The organism is Marinobacter salexigens, assembly GCF_002806945.1.
GTDB classification, from domain to species: domain Bacteria; phylum Pseudomonadota; class Gammaproteobacteria; order Pseudomonadales; family Oleiphilaceae; genus Marinobacter; species Marinobacter salexigens.
This window is the reverse complement of record NZ_NIHC01000004.1, coordinates 55,054-68,796: the sequence shown is the minus strand read 5'-3', so window position 1 is coordinate 68,796 and position 13,743 is coordinate 55,054. Positions and strand designations below refer to the sequence as shown.

9 protein-coding genes and 1 tRNA gene are annotated in these 13,743 nt (G+C 54.9%); 5 read left to right on the top strand and 5 right to left on the bottom strand.

Annotation, left to right across the window (positions count from 1 at the left end):
• The first annotated feature begins 185 nt into the window (after positions 1-185).
• Both CDH47_RS08305 and CDH47_RS08300 read left to right on the top strand, forming a co-directional pair.
• On the top strand, positions 186-1,187 hold the full coding sequence (locus CDH47_RS08305) for an amidoligase family protein (RefSeq protein ID WP_100639420.1): 1,002 nt from the start codon (positions 186-188) through the stop codon (positions 1,185-1,187).
• The gene (locus tag CDH47_RS08300) at positions 1,180-1,962 is read left to right on the top strand and encodes a gamma-glutamyl-gamma-aminobutyrate hydrolase family protein (RefSeq protein WP_100639419.1); all 783 of its coding nucleotides are present in this window, start codon (positions 1,180-1,182) and stop codon (positions 1,960-1,962) included. Before CDH47_RS08305 ends, CDH47_RS08300 begins: the two co-directional genes overlap by 8 nt.
• On the opposite strand, the gene CDH47_RS08295 is transcribed toward CDH47_RS08300, so the two are convergent.
• Entirely contained in the window at positions 1,944-5,729 is a 3,786-nt protein-coding gene (locus CDH47_RS08295) for a translocation/assembly module TamB domain-containing protein (RefSeq protein WP_239985661.1), read from the bottom strand. The genes CDH47_RS08300 and CDH47_RS08295 overlap by 19 nt on opposite strands.
• Positions 5,726-7,420 carry an autotransporter assembly complex protein TamA gene (locus CDH47_RS08290; protein WP_476738576.1) on the bottom strand — a complete coding sequence of 565 codons (1,695 nt, stop codon included), beginning with the start codon at positions 7,418-7,420 and terminating at the stop codon, positions 5,726-5,728. The genes CDH47_RS08295 and CDH47_RS08290 overlap by 4 nt, the downstream gene beginning before the upstream one ends.
• A 233-nt stretch (positions 7,421-7,653) precedes the next feature.
• On the opposite strand from CDH47_RS08290, the gene CDH47_RS08285 reads away from it, so the two are divergent.
• Positions 7,654-8,661 (top strand): hypothetical protein, encoded by a 1,008-nt coding sequence (locus CDH47_RS08285; protein ID WP_100639417.1) that lies wholly within the window; start codon positions 7,654-7,656, stop codon positions 8,659-8,661.
• A gap of 90 nt (positions 8,662-8,751) precedes the next feature.
• On the opposite strand, the gene CDH47_RS08280 is transcribed toward CDH47_RS08285, so the two are convergent.
• Positions 8,752-8,970: a hypothetical protein gene (locus CDH47_RS08280; RefSeq protein ID WP_100639416.1), complete on the bottom strand. Its 219-nt coding sequence runs from the start codon at positions 8,968-8,970 to the stop codon at positions 8,752-8,754.
• Between the two features lie 250 nt (positions 8,971-9,220).
• On the opposite strand from CDH47_RS08280, the gene CDH47_RS08275 reads away from it, so the two are divergent.
• On the top strand, positions 9,221-10,423 hold the full coding sequence (locus CDH47_RS08275) for a M24 family metallopeptidase (protein ID WP_100639415.1): 1,203 nt from the start codon (positions 9,221-9,223) through the stop codon (positions 10,421-10,423).
• A gap of 67 nt (positions 10,424-10,490) precedes the next feature.
• On the opposite strand, the gene CDH47_RS08270 is transcribed toward CDH47_RS08275, so the two are convergent.
• Together CDH47_RS08270 and CDH47_RS08265 are read right to left on the bottom strand one after the other, a co-directional pair.
• Positions 10,491-10,567, bottom strand: a tRNA-Met gene (locus CDH47_RS08270).
• 91 nt (positions 10,568-10,658) lie between these two features.
• Entirely contained in the window at positions 10,659-11,996 is a 1,338-nt protein-coding gene (locus CDH47_RS08265) for an acetyl-CoA C-acetyltransferase (protein ID WP_100639414.1), read from the bottom strand.
• A gap of 314 nt (positions 11,997-12,310) precedes the next feature.
• Between CDH47_RS08265 and CDH47_RS08260 the strand changes: the two genes are divergently transcribed.
• The gene (locus tag CDH47_RS08260; RefSeq protein ID WP_100639413.1) at positions 12,311-13,717 is read left to right on the top strand and encodes a 3-oxoacyl-ACP reductase; all 1,407 of its coding nucleotides are present in this window, start codon (positions 12,311-12,313) and stop codon (positions 13,715-13,717) included.
• The last annotated feature ends 26 nt before the right edge of the window (positions 13,718-13,743 follow it).

Genomic DNA, 13,743 nt, shown 5'->3' with positions numbered 1-13,743 from the left:
GGGTCTGAAATCTGATGGTGTATACAGTGAACCAACCATCCTGTTTTTTTATACAGTGAATTGACTATATACAGTGTTTTATCCAGTGTAAAGCCAAGCGACCTGTTTTCTTGAAAACCCTTCACTGTCCATGTTCCGGTAGTATGTTAGGGTTATTAAAACCATCATCTGCAACAGGGCCCCTTATGAGCCAAGCTATTCCTCTGAGAATGCCAACTATCACCAAAACCGTCGATGGCAATGAACGGCGGGTGGGCGTGGAAATCGAACTATCGGGCCTGGGGTATCAGCAGCTCGTAAATCTGGCAGCTGAGTTGCTTGGCGGCGAGGCGGCGCCTCAGTCCCGCTATGTGAGCAAACTTGAAACACCCCTGGGCAACTTTATTATCGAGCTGGACTCAGACCCCATTAAAGATCTGGACCTGGCAGACGAACGGTTGCCGGAAATCATTCGAGAACTTGGCGGGCAAGCAATGGAGGTTATAGACGCAGCGGCGGAGCTGATTGTGCCGCTGGAAATCGTCAGCCCCCCCATGGCACTTTCGGACCTGAACCAGATCGAAACTCTCGTCGACAAGCTTCGTGAAGCCGGTGCACTGGGCAGCAGGGAAGCTATTTACTTCGCCTTCGGCTTACAGCTCAACCCCGAACTGCCCGACCTCAAACCGGCAACACTGGTTCGGTACTACCAGGCATTTGCGGTGCTCTACGACTGGCTTAAAGCTCATCATCAGCTGGACATCAGCAGAAAGTTTACACCCTACATTGAGCCGTGGAGTAGCGAGTACACAGACCTGTTGGTTGAAGACGACTATGCACCGAATCAGCGACAGATGATGGTGGATTACCTTGAATCCAACCCTACTCGCAACCGGGCGCTGGATTTGCTGCCCCTGTTTGCCCATCTGGACAAACCTCTGCTTGACCAATACGTGGAAGACCCTCGCATCAAAAGCAGGCCCACGCTGCACTACCGGCTTCCGGACTGTGACATCGACAACCCCGGGTGGCACTTTTCCAGCGTTTGGAATGACTGGGTGGTGGTAGAACAACTGGCAAATCATTCTGAAGATCTGGCGGAGTTGCGCGCTTTATTCCGGGAGAGCCGCAAAATCAATCTGCATAACCTGACCACAAGCTGGCAGGAAACCTCAGCAAACTGGCTAAAAAGCAAAGGCTATGTCTGAACAGCATAACCCTGATGACAGCCTGCCTGGCCTCACAATAGGTATCAGCGGCCCCTCGCGCAAGCGCATTGCCCAACGCCTGATAGGGCTGGCGCTTCGGCTCAAGGGTGCCCACACTTACTACATCCGCCCGGGTGCCCGGGTGGATGTCTCGCTGCTTGATGGCCTGGTGCTTTCTGGCGGCACCCATGTTCACCCGGAACACTATGGCCAGCAGCCCCAGGTAAGCGCCCATTATGACCGGGCGCGTGACACCACCGACCACTTGCTGCTGGAACAAGCGGAATTTGTCGGAATTCCAGTACTCGGTATTTGCAGAGGCGCGCAATTCATCAACATATTCCACGGTGGGTCCCTGTGCCAGAACGTCACCCCCTTGAGAGTTAACACCCGGCACCGGCCGTTGTTGTTTCCAATGCAAACCGTTCGCCTTGTGGCCACAAGCCGGCTTGGCCAACTTATGGGTGCGCCGGTCATTGGTGCCAACCGCATACACAGCCAGGCAATCAAGCTACTGGGTAAAAACCTGAAGGTTACAGCCGTGGACAACGACCTGTTTGTGCAGGCCATCGAAAGTACCCGGGGCCAATGGCTTATGGGGCTTCAGTGGCACCCTGAATACCTGCTTTACCTTGGCGGGCACCGACGAATCTTTGGCGAGTTTCTTCAGGCGGCTTTATCATTCAAACTGGCCCGGTTACAGCAAGTTGCGCCGGATCAAGCGCCTGCAAACACAAACGCGGGGCCAGGCCAAGCTCAGAAATCCCGGGTATAGAAGATATCCAGTGAAGCCGCCAAGCCACTGGCGGCTTCCAGATAAAAGTACCTGCCGAGCTCGTAACGCAGTGCCACTGTACTGATCGGCTCAAACACTCCAACCCCATAGCGAATGCTGAGCTCATCGGTGAGATAACCGCTGGCAACCACAGAGGTCTGATCACCACTGCCCTCAGCTTCCAGGGTTAACTCGCGTATCCCGAACTCCTCTCCAATCTGGCCGGTAATCTTGTTGACTTGAGTCAGGCCCAATGAAATTGCCGCACGACTCATCTGGCCGTCATCACCCTGCGCCCCGGGAGCACGCCCCAGGATCACGTAGGACAATGCATCTGTTTGCGGCATGGAAGGGTTTGAAAACACTTCCGTTGTGGGGGACTGAACCGGCCCGCTCAAACGTATCCCTGCCACTACGGTATCCACCGTACGGATGGCCTCGATATCCAGATACGGCTGAACCAGATTGCCAACAAACAGCAGCCGTGCTCGCCTAAGGTCAAGGTCTTGTCCATAAGCCTCGTAGCGGCCATTAACAAGTTGCAGCGCACCTCGGGTGTCCATATCGTTGCTGATTCGCAGGGTTCCCTCCAGGTCGCCTTCTACTCCGAATGCAATAAAGCTCACCCGATCATCACCCACAACAACGGTGACATCCATATTCAAAGTGCGGATGAGAGGCTCTTCCTGCTCTGCTCCCACAATCACTTCGTCTTCCGATACGGATACTGCCTGTTCCGGTAGGCCCCTGATGGCAATATCACCCCGCGGCACTTCAAGCCGCCCCTCGACACTCAGCGTACTTTCCCGGAAGGCGATGGTCAGATCCGGCGCCACCTCCAAGTGAGCGTAGGGCTCCAGGCTGAAGGGTAACCTCTCTCCGGTAATGCGAATCTGCCCTTCAGGAGCACCGTGCCAGTCAACCTCGCCCCGGATAATGGCCTCACTACGAGCGTTGCTGCGAATCCGGCCACCAATTCGGGCGGAATAGCCTTCAAGCTCAACACTGACAATCACTTCCTCCATGGGCAAAGGCAAGCGCGAGTCCACCACCCGCCCATTGGTCAATGTGATCTCGCCCTTCACTGCGGGTTTCATCAAAGGCCCGGAAATCTCACCCGCGCCGTTCACCTCACCCGCGATTTCTTCAAGCCTGGTAAACATGCCAGCCAGAGCAACATCAAAACCTTCCAGTTTAAACTGGCCTTCAACTGGTTTGTCTTCGGCCATCGGATCCAGCTTCATATCTACCGAAAGATTGCCAAGTTCAGGGCCAGACAGCCGCACAGAAAGGTCGGCGCGCTCAGGCTTGATTTCCAGCTCCGTAGTCAGCGTTTTATAATCGAGGGATTCCCACTCACCATCCAGCAATAGTTCAAAACGACCTTCGCCAGCATCAAGGGCTATTCGGCCATCGGGCCCCGCATCGGTGGGGGTATAGTCAACTTCTCCATTAATACTGGAATGCCAGCGCATGTTCTCTGGTAAGAGTGAATCCAGAGCCGTGGTCGGAAAATTGTCTATGCGATAAGAGATTTCAGGCACTGGCAACAGGGCCTGGTCGTCAGCACAGACCGAGCTTTCCTTCCAGCGCCAGCAATGTGCCGCAAAACTGAGACCACCATTTTCTCCATAGTTGAGCTCGGTGGGTGACGCGAGCACCCAGCTCTGCTTCTGCGCGGGTACATCGACGACACCCCGCGCAAGTTCACCCTGCCAGGTTGCCCAGTCATCCCCGGCCGCGCCCTGAAAGTCCAGTTGCAGCCTTCCCGTTTCCCGTTGCGCATCAATGGCAACTTTGTGATCGCCCTGCGTGCCTTGCGCTTTAACGCTTAGAGATTCAATTGTCTGGCCGGCGACGCTGATGCCCTTGCTCTGTAGCACACCGTTGAGATCAAAACCGGATTCCAGCTTCGCTTCCAGGTTCATGGAGTCAATAATCAGAAGATCCTGCCAGCGCAGTTCAGTTGCATTGGCGGCCAGTTCGCCATGGGGAGCGTCTGGTGTGCCGGCCAACGTAAGCTGGACATTAGCCTGCCCGCCTAACCCCGGCAGAATCTTTTCCGGTTCTGGCAGATTCAGATCAAGCTCGGCCTTCAACGCCTTCCCCCATTGGCCGTTGCCCTCTACCCGGTTGTCACCAACCACCAGCTTCAGCTCCGGCACAATCCAGTCACCGCTTGAGGTATCAAGCTTGCCCACTGTGGCCGTTGGACTGGCGCGCCACTCGCCCTTCAGATCCCAGCTGGCCGCCATAGCGGGGATTGCCCCATCGGTGAGTTGCCCCTCCGTGGTGACCGCACCACTAAGGCTGGCTTCCAGAAGCGGAACCCAGTAGCCCGGGTTAAAATCTTCCAGCTCCAACGCAGCTTGCCAGCTCAATGGCCCTGAAAACCGTACGGAGCCACCACCGGAGAGAGAGCCCGCGCCGGTTTCCGCCGTGAGCTTCGTCAGCCGCACTTGAGCAGTATCCCCTTCAACTGTCGCAGCCAGTTCCGTATTGCCCAGAGGGCCATCAACCTCGGCCGTCAGGTTGGCCTGGTAGTTCCCATCACGCCATGAAGCATTGCCATCCAGTTTCTCCAGAATCACTGGCGGCTCTTCCAGGCCGGCAATCAATGAATACCAGGGGAACGCCCGTAGCTTTATGCTTGCGTCCGCACTGAGCCCCCCCTGCCAACGGGTTTTGCCGGTGACAATAACGTTTCGGGCCGAACTACCCGCCTTATTCGTGTTTTCCAGCTCTTTTGCAGAAAGCTCCAGCCGTATGTCTCGGGCTTCCGCCGTTGTTACGAGGCCCGCCAGTGTTAGTGCAACCGGCCCTTCTGAACCCTGCAACCTGGCCTTACCTTGTGTTTTGAAGCCATTCTTCAAGCTGCCCCTGGACTCAACACTCCAGTTTTCCAACACTAGTGTGTCGGGTAAAGATTCCACCGCACGAAACTCTTGCGAGGTAACCCGCAGACGCGCAGGCAAGCTGCTGGCCAATGGCTCCAGCTTTCCTTCCAGCGCAGCGTTGAGATAACCGCGGCTATTACCTGCAAGAGTCAGATCCCGCACGCTGCCGGAAAGCGTCAAATCAATCGTCCAGTCGGGACCATAGGGCGGAGGTAAATTTGTAGTCACCTGGAGGTTAACCGGCCAGTCCCGACGAGTAGTCAGGCGCCCGGAGGCCGCCACTGTGTAGTCATCGCGCTGGTAGTAAACGCGCTCCATCTCCCAATCGGCGCCTGAACCTCCGGCATCCAGTTCAAATGTGTCCCAAACCTTGTTGCCATTGAAGTTGAACCTGCCCAGCCGCACATCCTTGATTCGCAACGCCAGCGGCAATTCAACACCCGGCAAAGTGATATCGCCCGAGGACGCCTGCTGATCGTCAGAGGGCTGCACATTCACGTCCAGCCGATCAAGATGAAGGGTTTCAAGGCAGAGTTGCAGATCAAAAAGGCAAGAGGGCGACCAATCTATTTGCGGGCTCTCAACCTCCACTTCCACACCGTAACCGCGCCACTTGACCCTATCTGCCTGCCAGGTTCCGAACAGCGAGCCATGGTCATTAACTGCTTCCAGCCCGGGGATCTGCTCAATGACCCAGGCGGTGCCCGCCTCTGAACGCAGTGCCAGCAGAATCGCCGCCACCAGCACGATTGGAAGGAGCACCAACAACCCAAGAAGCAACAGTATCCAGAACCGAAGGCGGTGCGCACGCTTACGCTGAGGCGGCTTTGCGCTATTGGTTTTCTCGCTGCCTTTATGCACGTCTGTCACAACTCAGGCCCCATAGAGAAGTGTATCCGCCACTCGCCACCAAACTCAGGGTTCAGGCCCTTGGCAATGTCCAGTCGCAAGGGCCCCAGCGGGCTGACCCAGCGAATACCCGTGCCTACACCCGTAACCAGCGGGTCAAACAGATCATTGATCGCGTTACCATGATCGACAAACAATGCCGCACGCCACTTGTCTGCGAACTGATACTGATATTCCGCGCTGCCCACTAACGTGTAACGCCCCCCAACCGGAACACCGTTCTCGTTTTCCGGGGAGAGACTCTGGTATGCGTAGCCCCGCACACTCTGGTCACCGCCCGCAAAGAAACGCAAAGAAGGCGGCACATCTTCAAACCGGTTAGTGCCCACACCCCCAATCTGCAGTCGTGATAAAAAGCGGTGCTTGCCTGCCAGCGTAAACAAGCCCTTGGCAATGGCGTTCACATGCAAGATATCCACGGTGGAAAGCATTGCCTGGTGGGTGCCCGTAACGTTAATCTGCAAACGGTAACCTCTGGATGGGTCCAGTGGCGAGTTGGCGTGCAATTTGGAATAACCTATGCCCGGAAGCAACAAGGAACTGGTTCCTTTTTCATCATTGCCAATATTATAGCGCTCGCCTTCCCAGCGCAGAGACAACACCTGCAGCCACTCATTATCGAGTTGATGCTGCCACTGCTGTCCAAATGTCAGGAGCTCTGATTCAATATTCTCGATATCTTCACGCTGGTAGCCAGTGGTAAAACGGATCAGATCTGTCATCGGTGGGTCCAGCGGCAGTTCGTACCAGCCACTCACGTTTTGCCTGGGCCCGGACAGTTCTGTCTCTGCCCCTCGCGTGTGGCCCATGGGATTGATCCAGTGCTCCCGCCAGGTGCCCCGGAAGCGTGGGCCCACATCCGTGGAAAACCCAAGGCCGGTGGCGATGGAACGGCTATCACGCCGGGTAAGGTTTATACGCACCGGGATAACGCCGTCCTCAGCGCTCGAGGGCGCTGCATCAATATCCACACCCGAGAAATAACCACTACCCAGCAGGTCGCTGTTTAGCTTTGCAATTTCATCCGAGTGGTAGGGAATGCCGGGCTCAAAGGTCACGAACTGATGCAGCAGGCGGGTTTCAAACCAGTGCCCTTCTTCAAACGTAACCGCTCCCAGCCGATACCTCTCTCCACTTTCAAACACCAATGTAATATTGGCTTCCCGGGCTTCCGGATCCACCTCCAGAGTGCGGGTAACCAGCCTGCCATCAAAGTAGCCCCTACGCCGGGCACGGGTTTGCAGGGTATTTCGAAGGCTGGTGTATTCACCATGGTCCAGGATATCGCCTTCCGCAGGGTGCGCAGGCAGGTTGTCAGTAAAACTTGGATCTGTCGCAGCAGCCCCGAGGATTTCAACCCTGCGGGATTTGATGCGCACCGGATCACCGGGGGTTATTTCCACAATCAGGCGCGCCGTTTCTTCTGAGTCGCCTTCTTCCACTTGCCATTCCACAGTTGGGCTGTAATAACCCAGCGCTCGCAGACCCTTGCTCGCCTGGCTGACAGCCGTTGATGCATAGTGGCGGAGGTTGCCAGCACTGCGACCTTCTACTTCACCAATAAAGGCTTCGGCGTTTTCCTTGAGGTCCGGATAGTCGCCTTTAACGCGAACCTCAACCTGCTGGGCCAGACCCAAAGATGGCCACAACACAAGCAGCAGCCCCAGCAGCCGAATCCGTCCCGATTTCAAAAATTGATCAAGTGATAGCATCCGGCTTTTTCAGTGTTGGTTGCAACAGAAGTGATTATCGCTCAAGCGTGAGAGTTTCGCCGCGGGTGGTCAAGTTAATCCGCGCCCAGACAAGTCGTCGGCCCGGTTTAAATACGCTAACCTGTCGAAATACGTGCCAACGTTATTACACCACAGAGAGCGGACACCAGCGAATGCTGAAAGTTAATCGCGAGAACCTGAAGGCCAGCCACCAGCTTATCTGGTTGATTATCGATTTATTCATGTTGGGCCTGATCATCGTCAACCTCGCATTCATCGTCTGGGATTCTGTCTACAGCTTCATCGCCATCCAGAATGCATTGAAAGAGCACCTTCCGGGGCTTCAGGCGATCTACCACCCGATGCATGAAAATTTCATTTTGTACGATGCCATGTTCGTTGCGGTCTTCCTCAGCGAGTTTTTTGTGCGCTGGGCCTATGCAATCAAGGCCAGTGAATACGACCGCTGGTACTTTTACCCCTTTATCCACTGGTATGATCTGGTTGGCTGTATTCCTGTAGGGAGCTTGCGGTTCCTGAGGATTTTGCGGGTCATTTCCATTTTGCACCGCCTGCACCAACACAAAATAATCGACATTACCGATACCGGGATTTATCGCTTCGTAAACTTCTACTATGAAGCCTTCATGGAAGAGCTTTCCGACCGCATCGTGGCCAAAGTACTGAGTGGCGTGCAGCATGAAATAACACTGGGCTCCCCGCTATTCGACAAAGTCCAGAACGACATTCTATACCCGCGGCGAGACATGCTTTCCGGGTGGATATCCCAACGGGTTGCTCAAGCTGCAAAGGAAGGCTACGTGCCTAATCGGGCTGCACTTAGAAGTTACCTTGAAGACAGAGTGGACCATGCACTGAAGCAAAATATGGAACTGTCCCGGCTGAAATACTTACCCATTGTGGGCTCAACCATTCAGGAAACCCTCGAAGATGCTGTGGGCGATATCGTTGCCAACGTTATTCAGCAAATACTGGAAGACCTGGCATCATCTGCAAACCATGCGTTTATCGGGGACATAGTAAATGCCTTTATACGAGGGCCTGAACTGGCAGGTAGCGTTGAGGAAAGAAACGAAGCGCTCATTAAGCTGATCGTTGAAATAATTGAAGCGATTAAAGGCCAGGTCAAAGTCAAACGCTGGCGAGAGCAGCTTCCATAGAGCCCATGACCTGCTCACTCAACCTGGAGCCGGATTCAGAAGCAAAAAAGTCGCGCTATTCAGGGGTTACGCTGCCGCCTGGTTTGCGCCTTATTCATTATCTGAAATATAAGACTGATAAACGGCAAGCGAAGCGTTCAAACTGTCTGCGTAGGCTGCCCCATACTGGTTTCCGCCCGATTCCGCCTCGCGAATAGCGGCGGTATATTGTCGGAAGCCTTGGTGCGCAAACGCCAAAGCAGCAGGCACGCCATCCCGCCCTGCTACAAAAGCAAGGCGTTCCCACTCTTTGACCTCAGCATCACTCATAGTGCTCCTTGTGCGCGACCCGGCTTGTTTCAATGGTTGCTGCAAGATAGCCGGTTTGCGCTCATGGTCTAAGATACCAACTCTGACAAAAAACACCAAAACGCTATTCAGCTTCGCGGCCCGGCCCATCAACGCCTTACTATCTGCCACCCGCGCTCTGCCGGGTGGAGCATCTTCTCCATGAGAGGATATTGCCCATATCGCATGCTGGTACTATGGTCAGCTAACAACCATAAAAAGCTGACCGCCTATGGACTACCTAAGCTACCGCGACAAGTTGAAGTGCCGGTTTCCGGATCCGGTACTGGCTTTCGAGCCAGATGAATACGAAGCACGGCTTGCCTTGGTGCGTCAGGAAATGGCGAATGCCGAGCTAGACCTGCTGCTTCTGACCGATGCCGGTGAACTGTGCTACCTGACGGGATACAACACCTTCGAGGTATCGGTTCAGTGCGTACTGCTGGTGTCGGCAAGCCGAACAGTGCTTTTTGTTCCCGCTATCGAAATCGGCCCCGCCGTGTATCTGAGCCGCGTGGACAAGGTTATCGGCTATCCGTGGCAAGCTCCTGAAGCGGTAGCCAGCGAGTTGGCCGCACAAGTGCGCAGCACGGCAGGTAGTCACAACCCACGAATCGGTTTCAACCCGTGGGCCGGCTCCCTTCGCCCGGGCCTGCTTTCCACACTCAAAAGTAAATTGAACGCAGCCAGCTTTCATGACTTCGGCCAACTGGTTGATCGTGTTCGCTTGATCAAATCCCCCGCTGAAATGGCTTATCTTTCAGAAAGCGCTGCCATTACCTGTGCCGGCCTTGATGCCGCCGCTGCCGTTATTCAGGCGGGCGTAACCGACCATGAAATCGCCCAAGCCGGTGCCAGTTACATGCTGGGTGCTGGCAGTGAATTCATGAGTATGCAACCGATCGTGACGACCGGCGCCCGCAGCGGCATCATTCACACCAATCATGCAGGTTACAAGGTAGTGCGTGGCGATGCGGTATTCACTGAGTTTGGTGCGGTTCGGCAGCGCTACACCGCGCCCCTGATGCGCACCGCTGTAGCAGGCAAGGCCTCGCCAGAAATCCACGAGTTTCACAGCGTGTGCCTTGCAGTCCTCGAGGCCGTAATGGTGGCTGCCCGAGCCGGCTCAAGCTTCGCCTCAGCAGCCCGCGCTGGTGAAGCTGCCTTGGCAACTATCGCCGATCGCGCTTTTTTCTCCGGCGTTTTTGGTTATCCGGTGGGCGCGGCACTCCCACCATCCTGGGTGGCAGGCTCCATGTTCATAGCCGCCGACAACGAATCCATTCTGGAAGAAAACATGGTGTTTCATTTGCCTATCTGCCTGCGTAAACCGGGAGAGTTTGGCATCGGCTTTAGCGAAACGGTGCGGATTACTGCCACAGGGGCGGAACGGATTACAGCCAATAAGCTGAATCTTGAAGAAATCAATTCATGAGGTGGAAAATTCGAACCATTAAAACGAAAAAAGACAAACCAGTAAGTTACTGATTTGCCTTTTAATATGGTAGCGGGAGCAGGATTCGAACCTACGACCTTCGGGTTATGAGCCCGACGAGCTACCAGACTGCTCCATCCCGCATCAAACTGGTGGGTGGTCTCTCGATCACCGTGGCGCGCATACTACGCCGCTAAACCGAGCCTGTCAAAGACTATTCTGTCTTTTCAGCTATTTATCGCTCGAGAATAGCCGTTACACCCTGACCACCCGCAGCACAGATTGAGATCAAGCCCCGGCCACTGCCTTTTTCTTCCAGTAATTTAGCCAGTGTTGCCACAATACGGCCACCCGTTGCAGCAAATGGGTGTCCAGTCGCAAGGCTGCTGCCCTTCACGTTCAGCTTAGCGCGGTCGATGCTACCCAAAGGCTTGTCGAGGCCTAACTTGTTTTTACAAAACGCAGGATCTTCCCACGCTTTAAGCGTTGAAAGCACCTGAGCGGCAAAGGCTTCGTGGATTTCGTAGAAGTCGAAATCCTGCAGCGTGATGCCTGCCTTATCGAGAAGCCGGGGCACGGCATAGGCTGGCGCCATCAGCAAGCCCTCCCTGTTATCCACGAAATCTACGGCAGCGACTTCCGAGAAGGTCAGCCAGGCCTTTACTTCGTAATTGTTGGCTTTTGCCCATTCTTCGCTGGCCAGAAGCACACAAGCTGCACCGTCGGTCAGCGCCGTGCTATTGGCCGCCGTCATGGTGCCATTTTCGCGGTCAAACGCGGGCTTAAGCGTGGCCAGTTTTTCCAACGTGGTGTCCGGGCGCAGAATATTGTCTCTTTCAAGCCCCGCCAGTGGTGTCATCAAATCGTCAAAAAAACCTTCTTCATAAGCCTTCTTCAACTTCTGATGGCTTTCCCAGGCCAGCAAGTCTTGTTCATCCCGCGGAATGGCCCACTCATGGGCCGTTACCTGGGCATGGTCACCCATAGACATGCCGGTACGAGGCTCGCCATTCTGAGGTGTTTCCGGTTTTAAGTGGCCAGGACGAAAGCGACTCAGCACCTTCAGCCGATCACCGGTGGTCTTGGCGCGGTTCAGGTCCAGCAGAATTTCACGCAGGCCCTCACCCACACCAATAGGCGCATCCGAGGTGGTATCCGTACCGCCAGCAATACCACACTCAATCTGACCCAAAGCGATTTTGTTGGCCACAAGAATCGCCGACTCCAAGCCTGTGCCACAGGCCTGCTGAATATCATAAGCCGGCGTTTCCGGTGCAAGCCCGCAACTCAGTGCGGCCTCCCGGGTCAGGTTAAAGTCTCGGGAATGCTTCATCACGGCACCTGCAACCACTTCACCCAAGCGCTTGCCCTGAAGATCAAAACGATCTACCAGACCACGCAAGGTAGAGGTCAGCAGTTCCTGGTTGCTGATCTTGCTGTAAGCCGTATTGGAGCGCGCAAAAGGAACCCGGTTGCCGCCGAGAACTGCAACGCGACGAACGCCACTGGCGCCCTTTACTGCGGCTTTTGCAGCTGAGGGTTTCTTCTGATTGGTCTTCTGGGCTTGTGCCATGATGCTATCCTTTCGTTAAATTAGTTCCAGAATATGAGGGCATGAAGAAGGGGCTTCCCAAAACCGTGCGGAGCCATAGATGGCGGAGCCGAGCGTACACGGATGTATTCACAGCGTGTTTTGGGAAGCCCCTTCTTCATGCCCCTACACTCAAGATAAGGCAGTATAGGAACGCCAGTTTAACGCTAACCGCCTCCGTCTCATTGGCATGCATGACAAAGCCCTGCAAGCATTGAGTCAATCACATGGCTGGAAGATTCATTACTCTGTAAACCAACATGCTCCACATATCATAGCAACGCAAGGACGAAGCAATGTCTGACATCTATCTAAAGCTCGTGAACACACCCGTAGGCAAAACCGCAGCACAAACCCTTGGGCTACCTTCTCCGATTCCACTGAAGCGCCTCAAACGTGCAGACCAGCCTTTCATTGAAGGGGACGTATTGGTTGGCGCTGGCAACGGCGGCAAGGCCATAGCAACCATTGGCGGTGTTCTGAGTGCCAGTGCCGCAACGCTTCACCATGCCAGCGGCAAAGCATCGCTGGAGGACTCATCCAAGGCGGGAAACAAAGCACAGGCGCTGGATTTGGCATCAGCATCGGATGCAAAACTCTCAGCTCTGGTCTTCGACGCCACTGGCCTGAAAGGCCCGGATGACCTTCGCGCCCTGTATGACTTTTTCCACCCCACCATTAAAAAACTCGGTACAAACGCCAGGGTGGTAATCGTCGGGCAAAATCCCGCAACCTGTCGAAAAGCACCTCAGGCAGCCGCGCAACAGGCTTTGGAAGGGTTCACCCGAAGCGTAGGTAAAGAGGTAGGCAAAAAAGGCGCCACGGCAAACCTGCTCTGGATGGCTCCCAATGCAGAAAAACAATTGGAATCCAGCTTACGCTTCTTCCTGTCTGCTCGATCTGCTTATGTTTCTGGCCAAGTGGTTCGTATTGGCAAGGCTGCCAAGGCACCAACAACCAACCCGGTTGCCCCTCTTGCCGGCAAGGTGGCTTTGGTAACCGGTGCATCACGTGGCATAGGGGCTTCCATTGCAGAAACCTTGTCGCGGGATGGCGCTACGGTAATCGGGCTGGATATTGAGCCTGCCATGGAGGATCTGGAAAAGGTAACCGGTGCAATTAAAGGCAAAGCCCTGGCCTGTGACATTACTGCTGCCGATGCACCGAAAAAAATCGCGGACTTTGCCGAAAAACACTTTGGCGGTATCGACCTGGTGATTCACAACGCAGGTATCACCCGGGACAAAACACTGGGTAACATGCCCGAGCACTTCTGGGACATGACCATCGCGGTTAACCTGACTGCAGAAGAGCATATTAACGACGAACTGATGAACCGCGAGCTCCTGCGGGAAGGCGGGCGCATTGTTTGTATCTCTTCTATCAGCGGCATTGCGGGCAACTTCGGGCAAACCAACTACTCTGCGGCGAAATCCGGCGTGATCGGTTATGTGGAAGCTATGGCGAAACAAGTGAAGAACGGCATCACCGTTAATGCTGTCGCACCTGGTTTTATCGAGACCCAGATGACAGCAGCCATGCCAATAACCCTGCGTGAAGCAGGTAGGCGCATGAACAGTCTTTCTCAGGGCGGTCAGCCAATAGACGTAGCAGAAGCCATTGCATGGTACTGCAGCCCGGCCTCCGGCGGTGTTAACGGCAACGTTGTGCGCGTATGCGGTCAATCGCTGATCGGGAAGTAAAAAAAAGGGCAAGTCCATCGGACTTG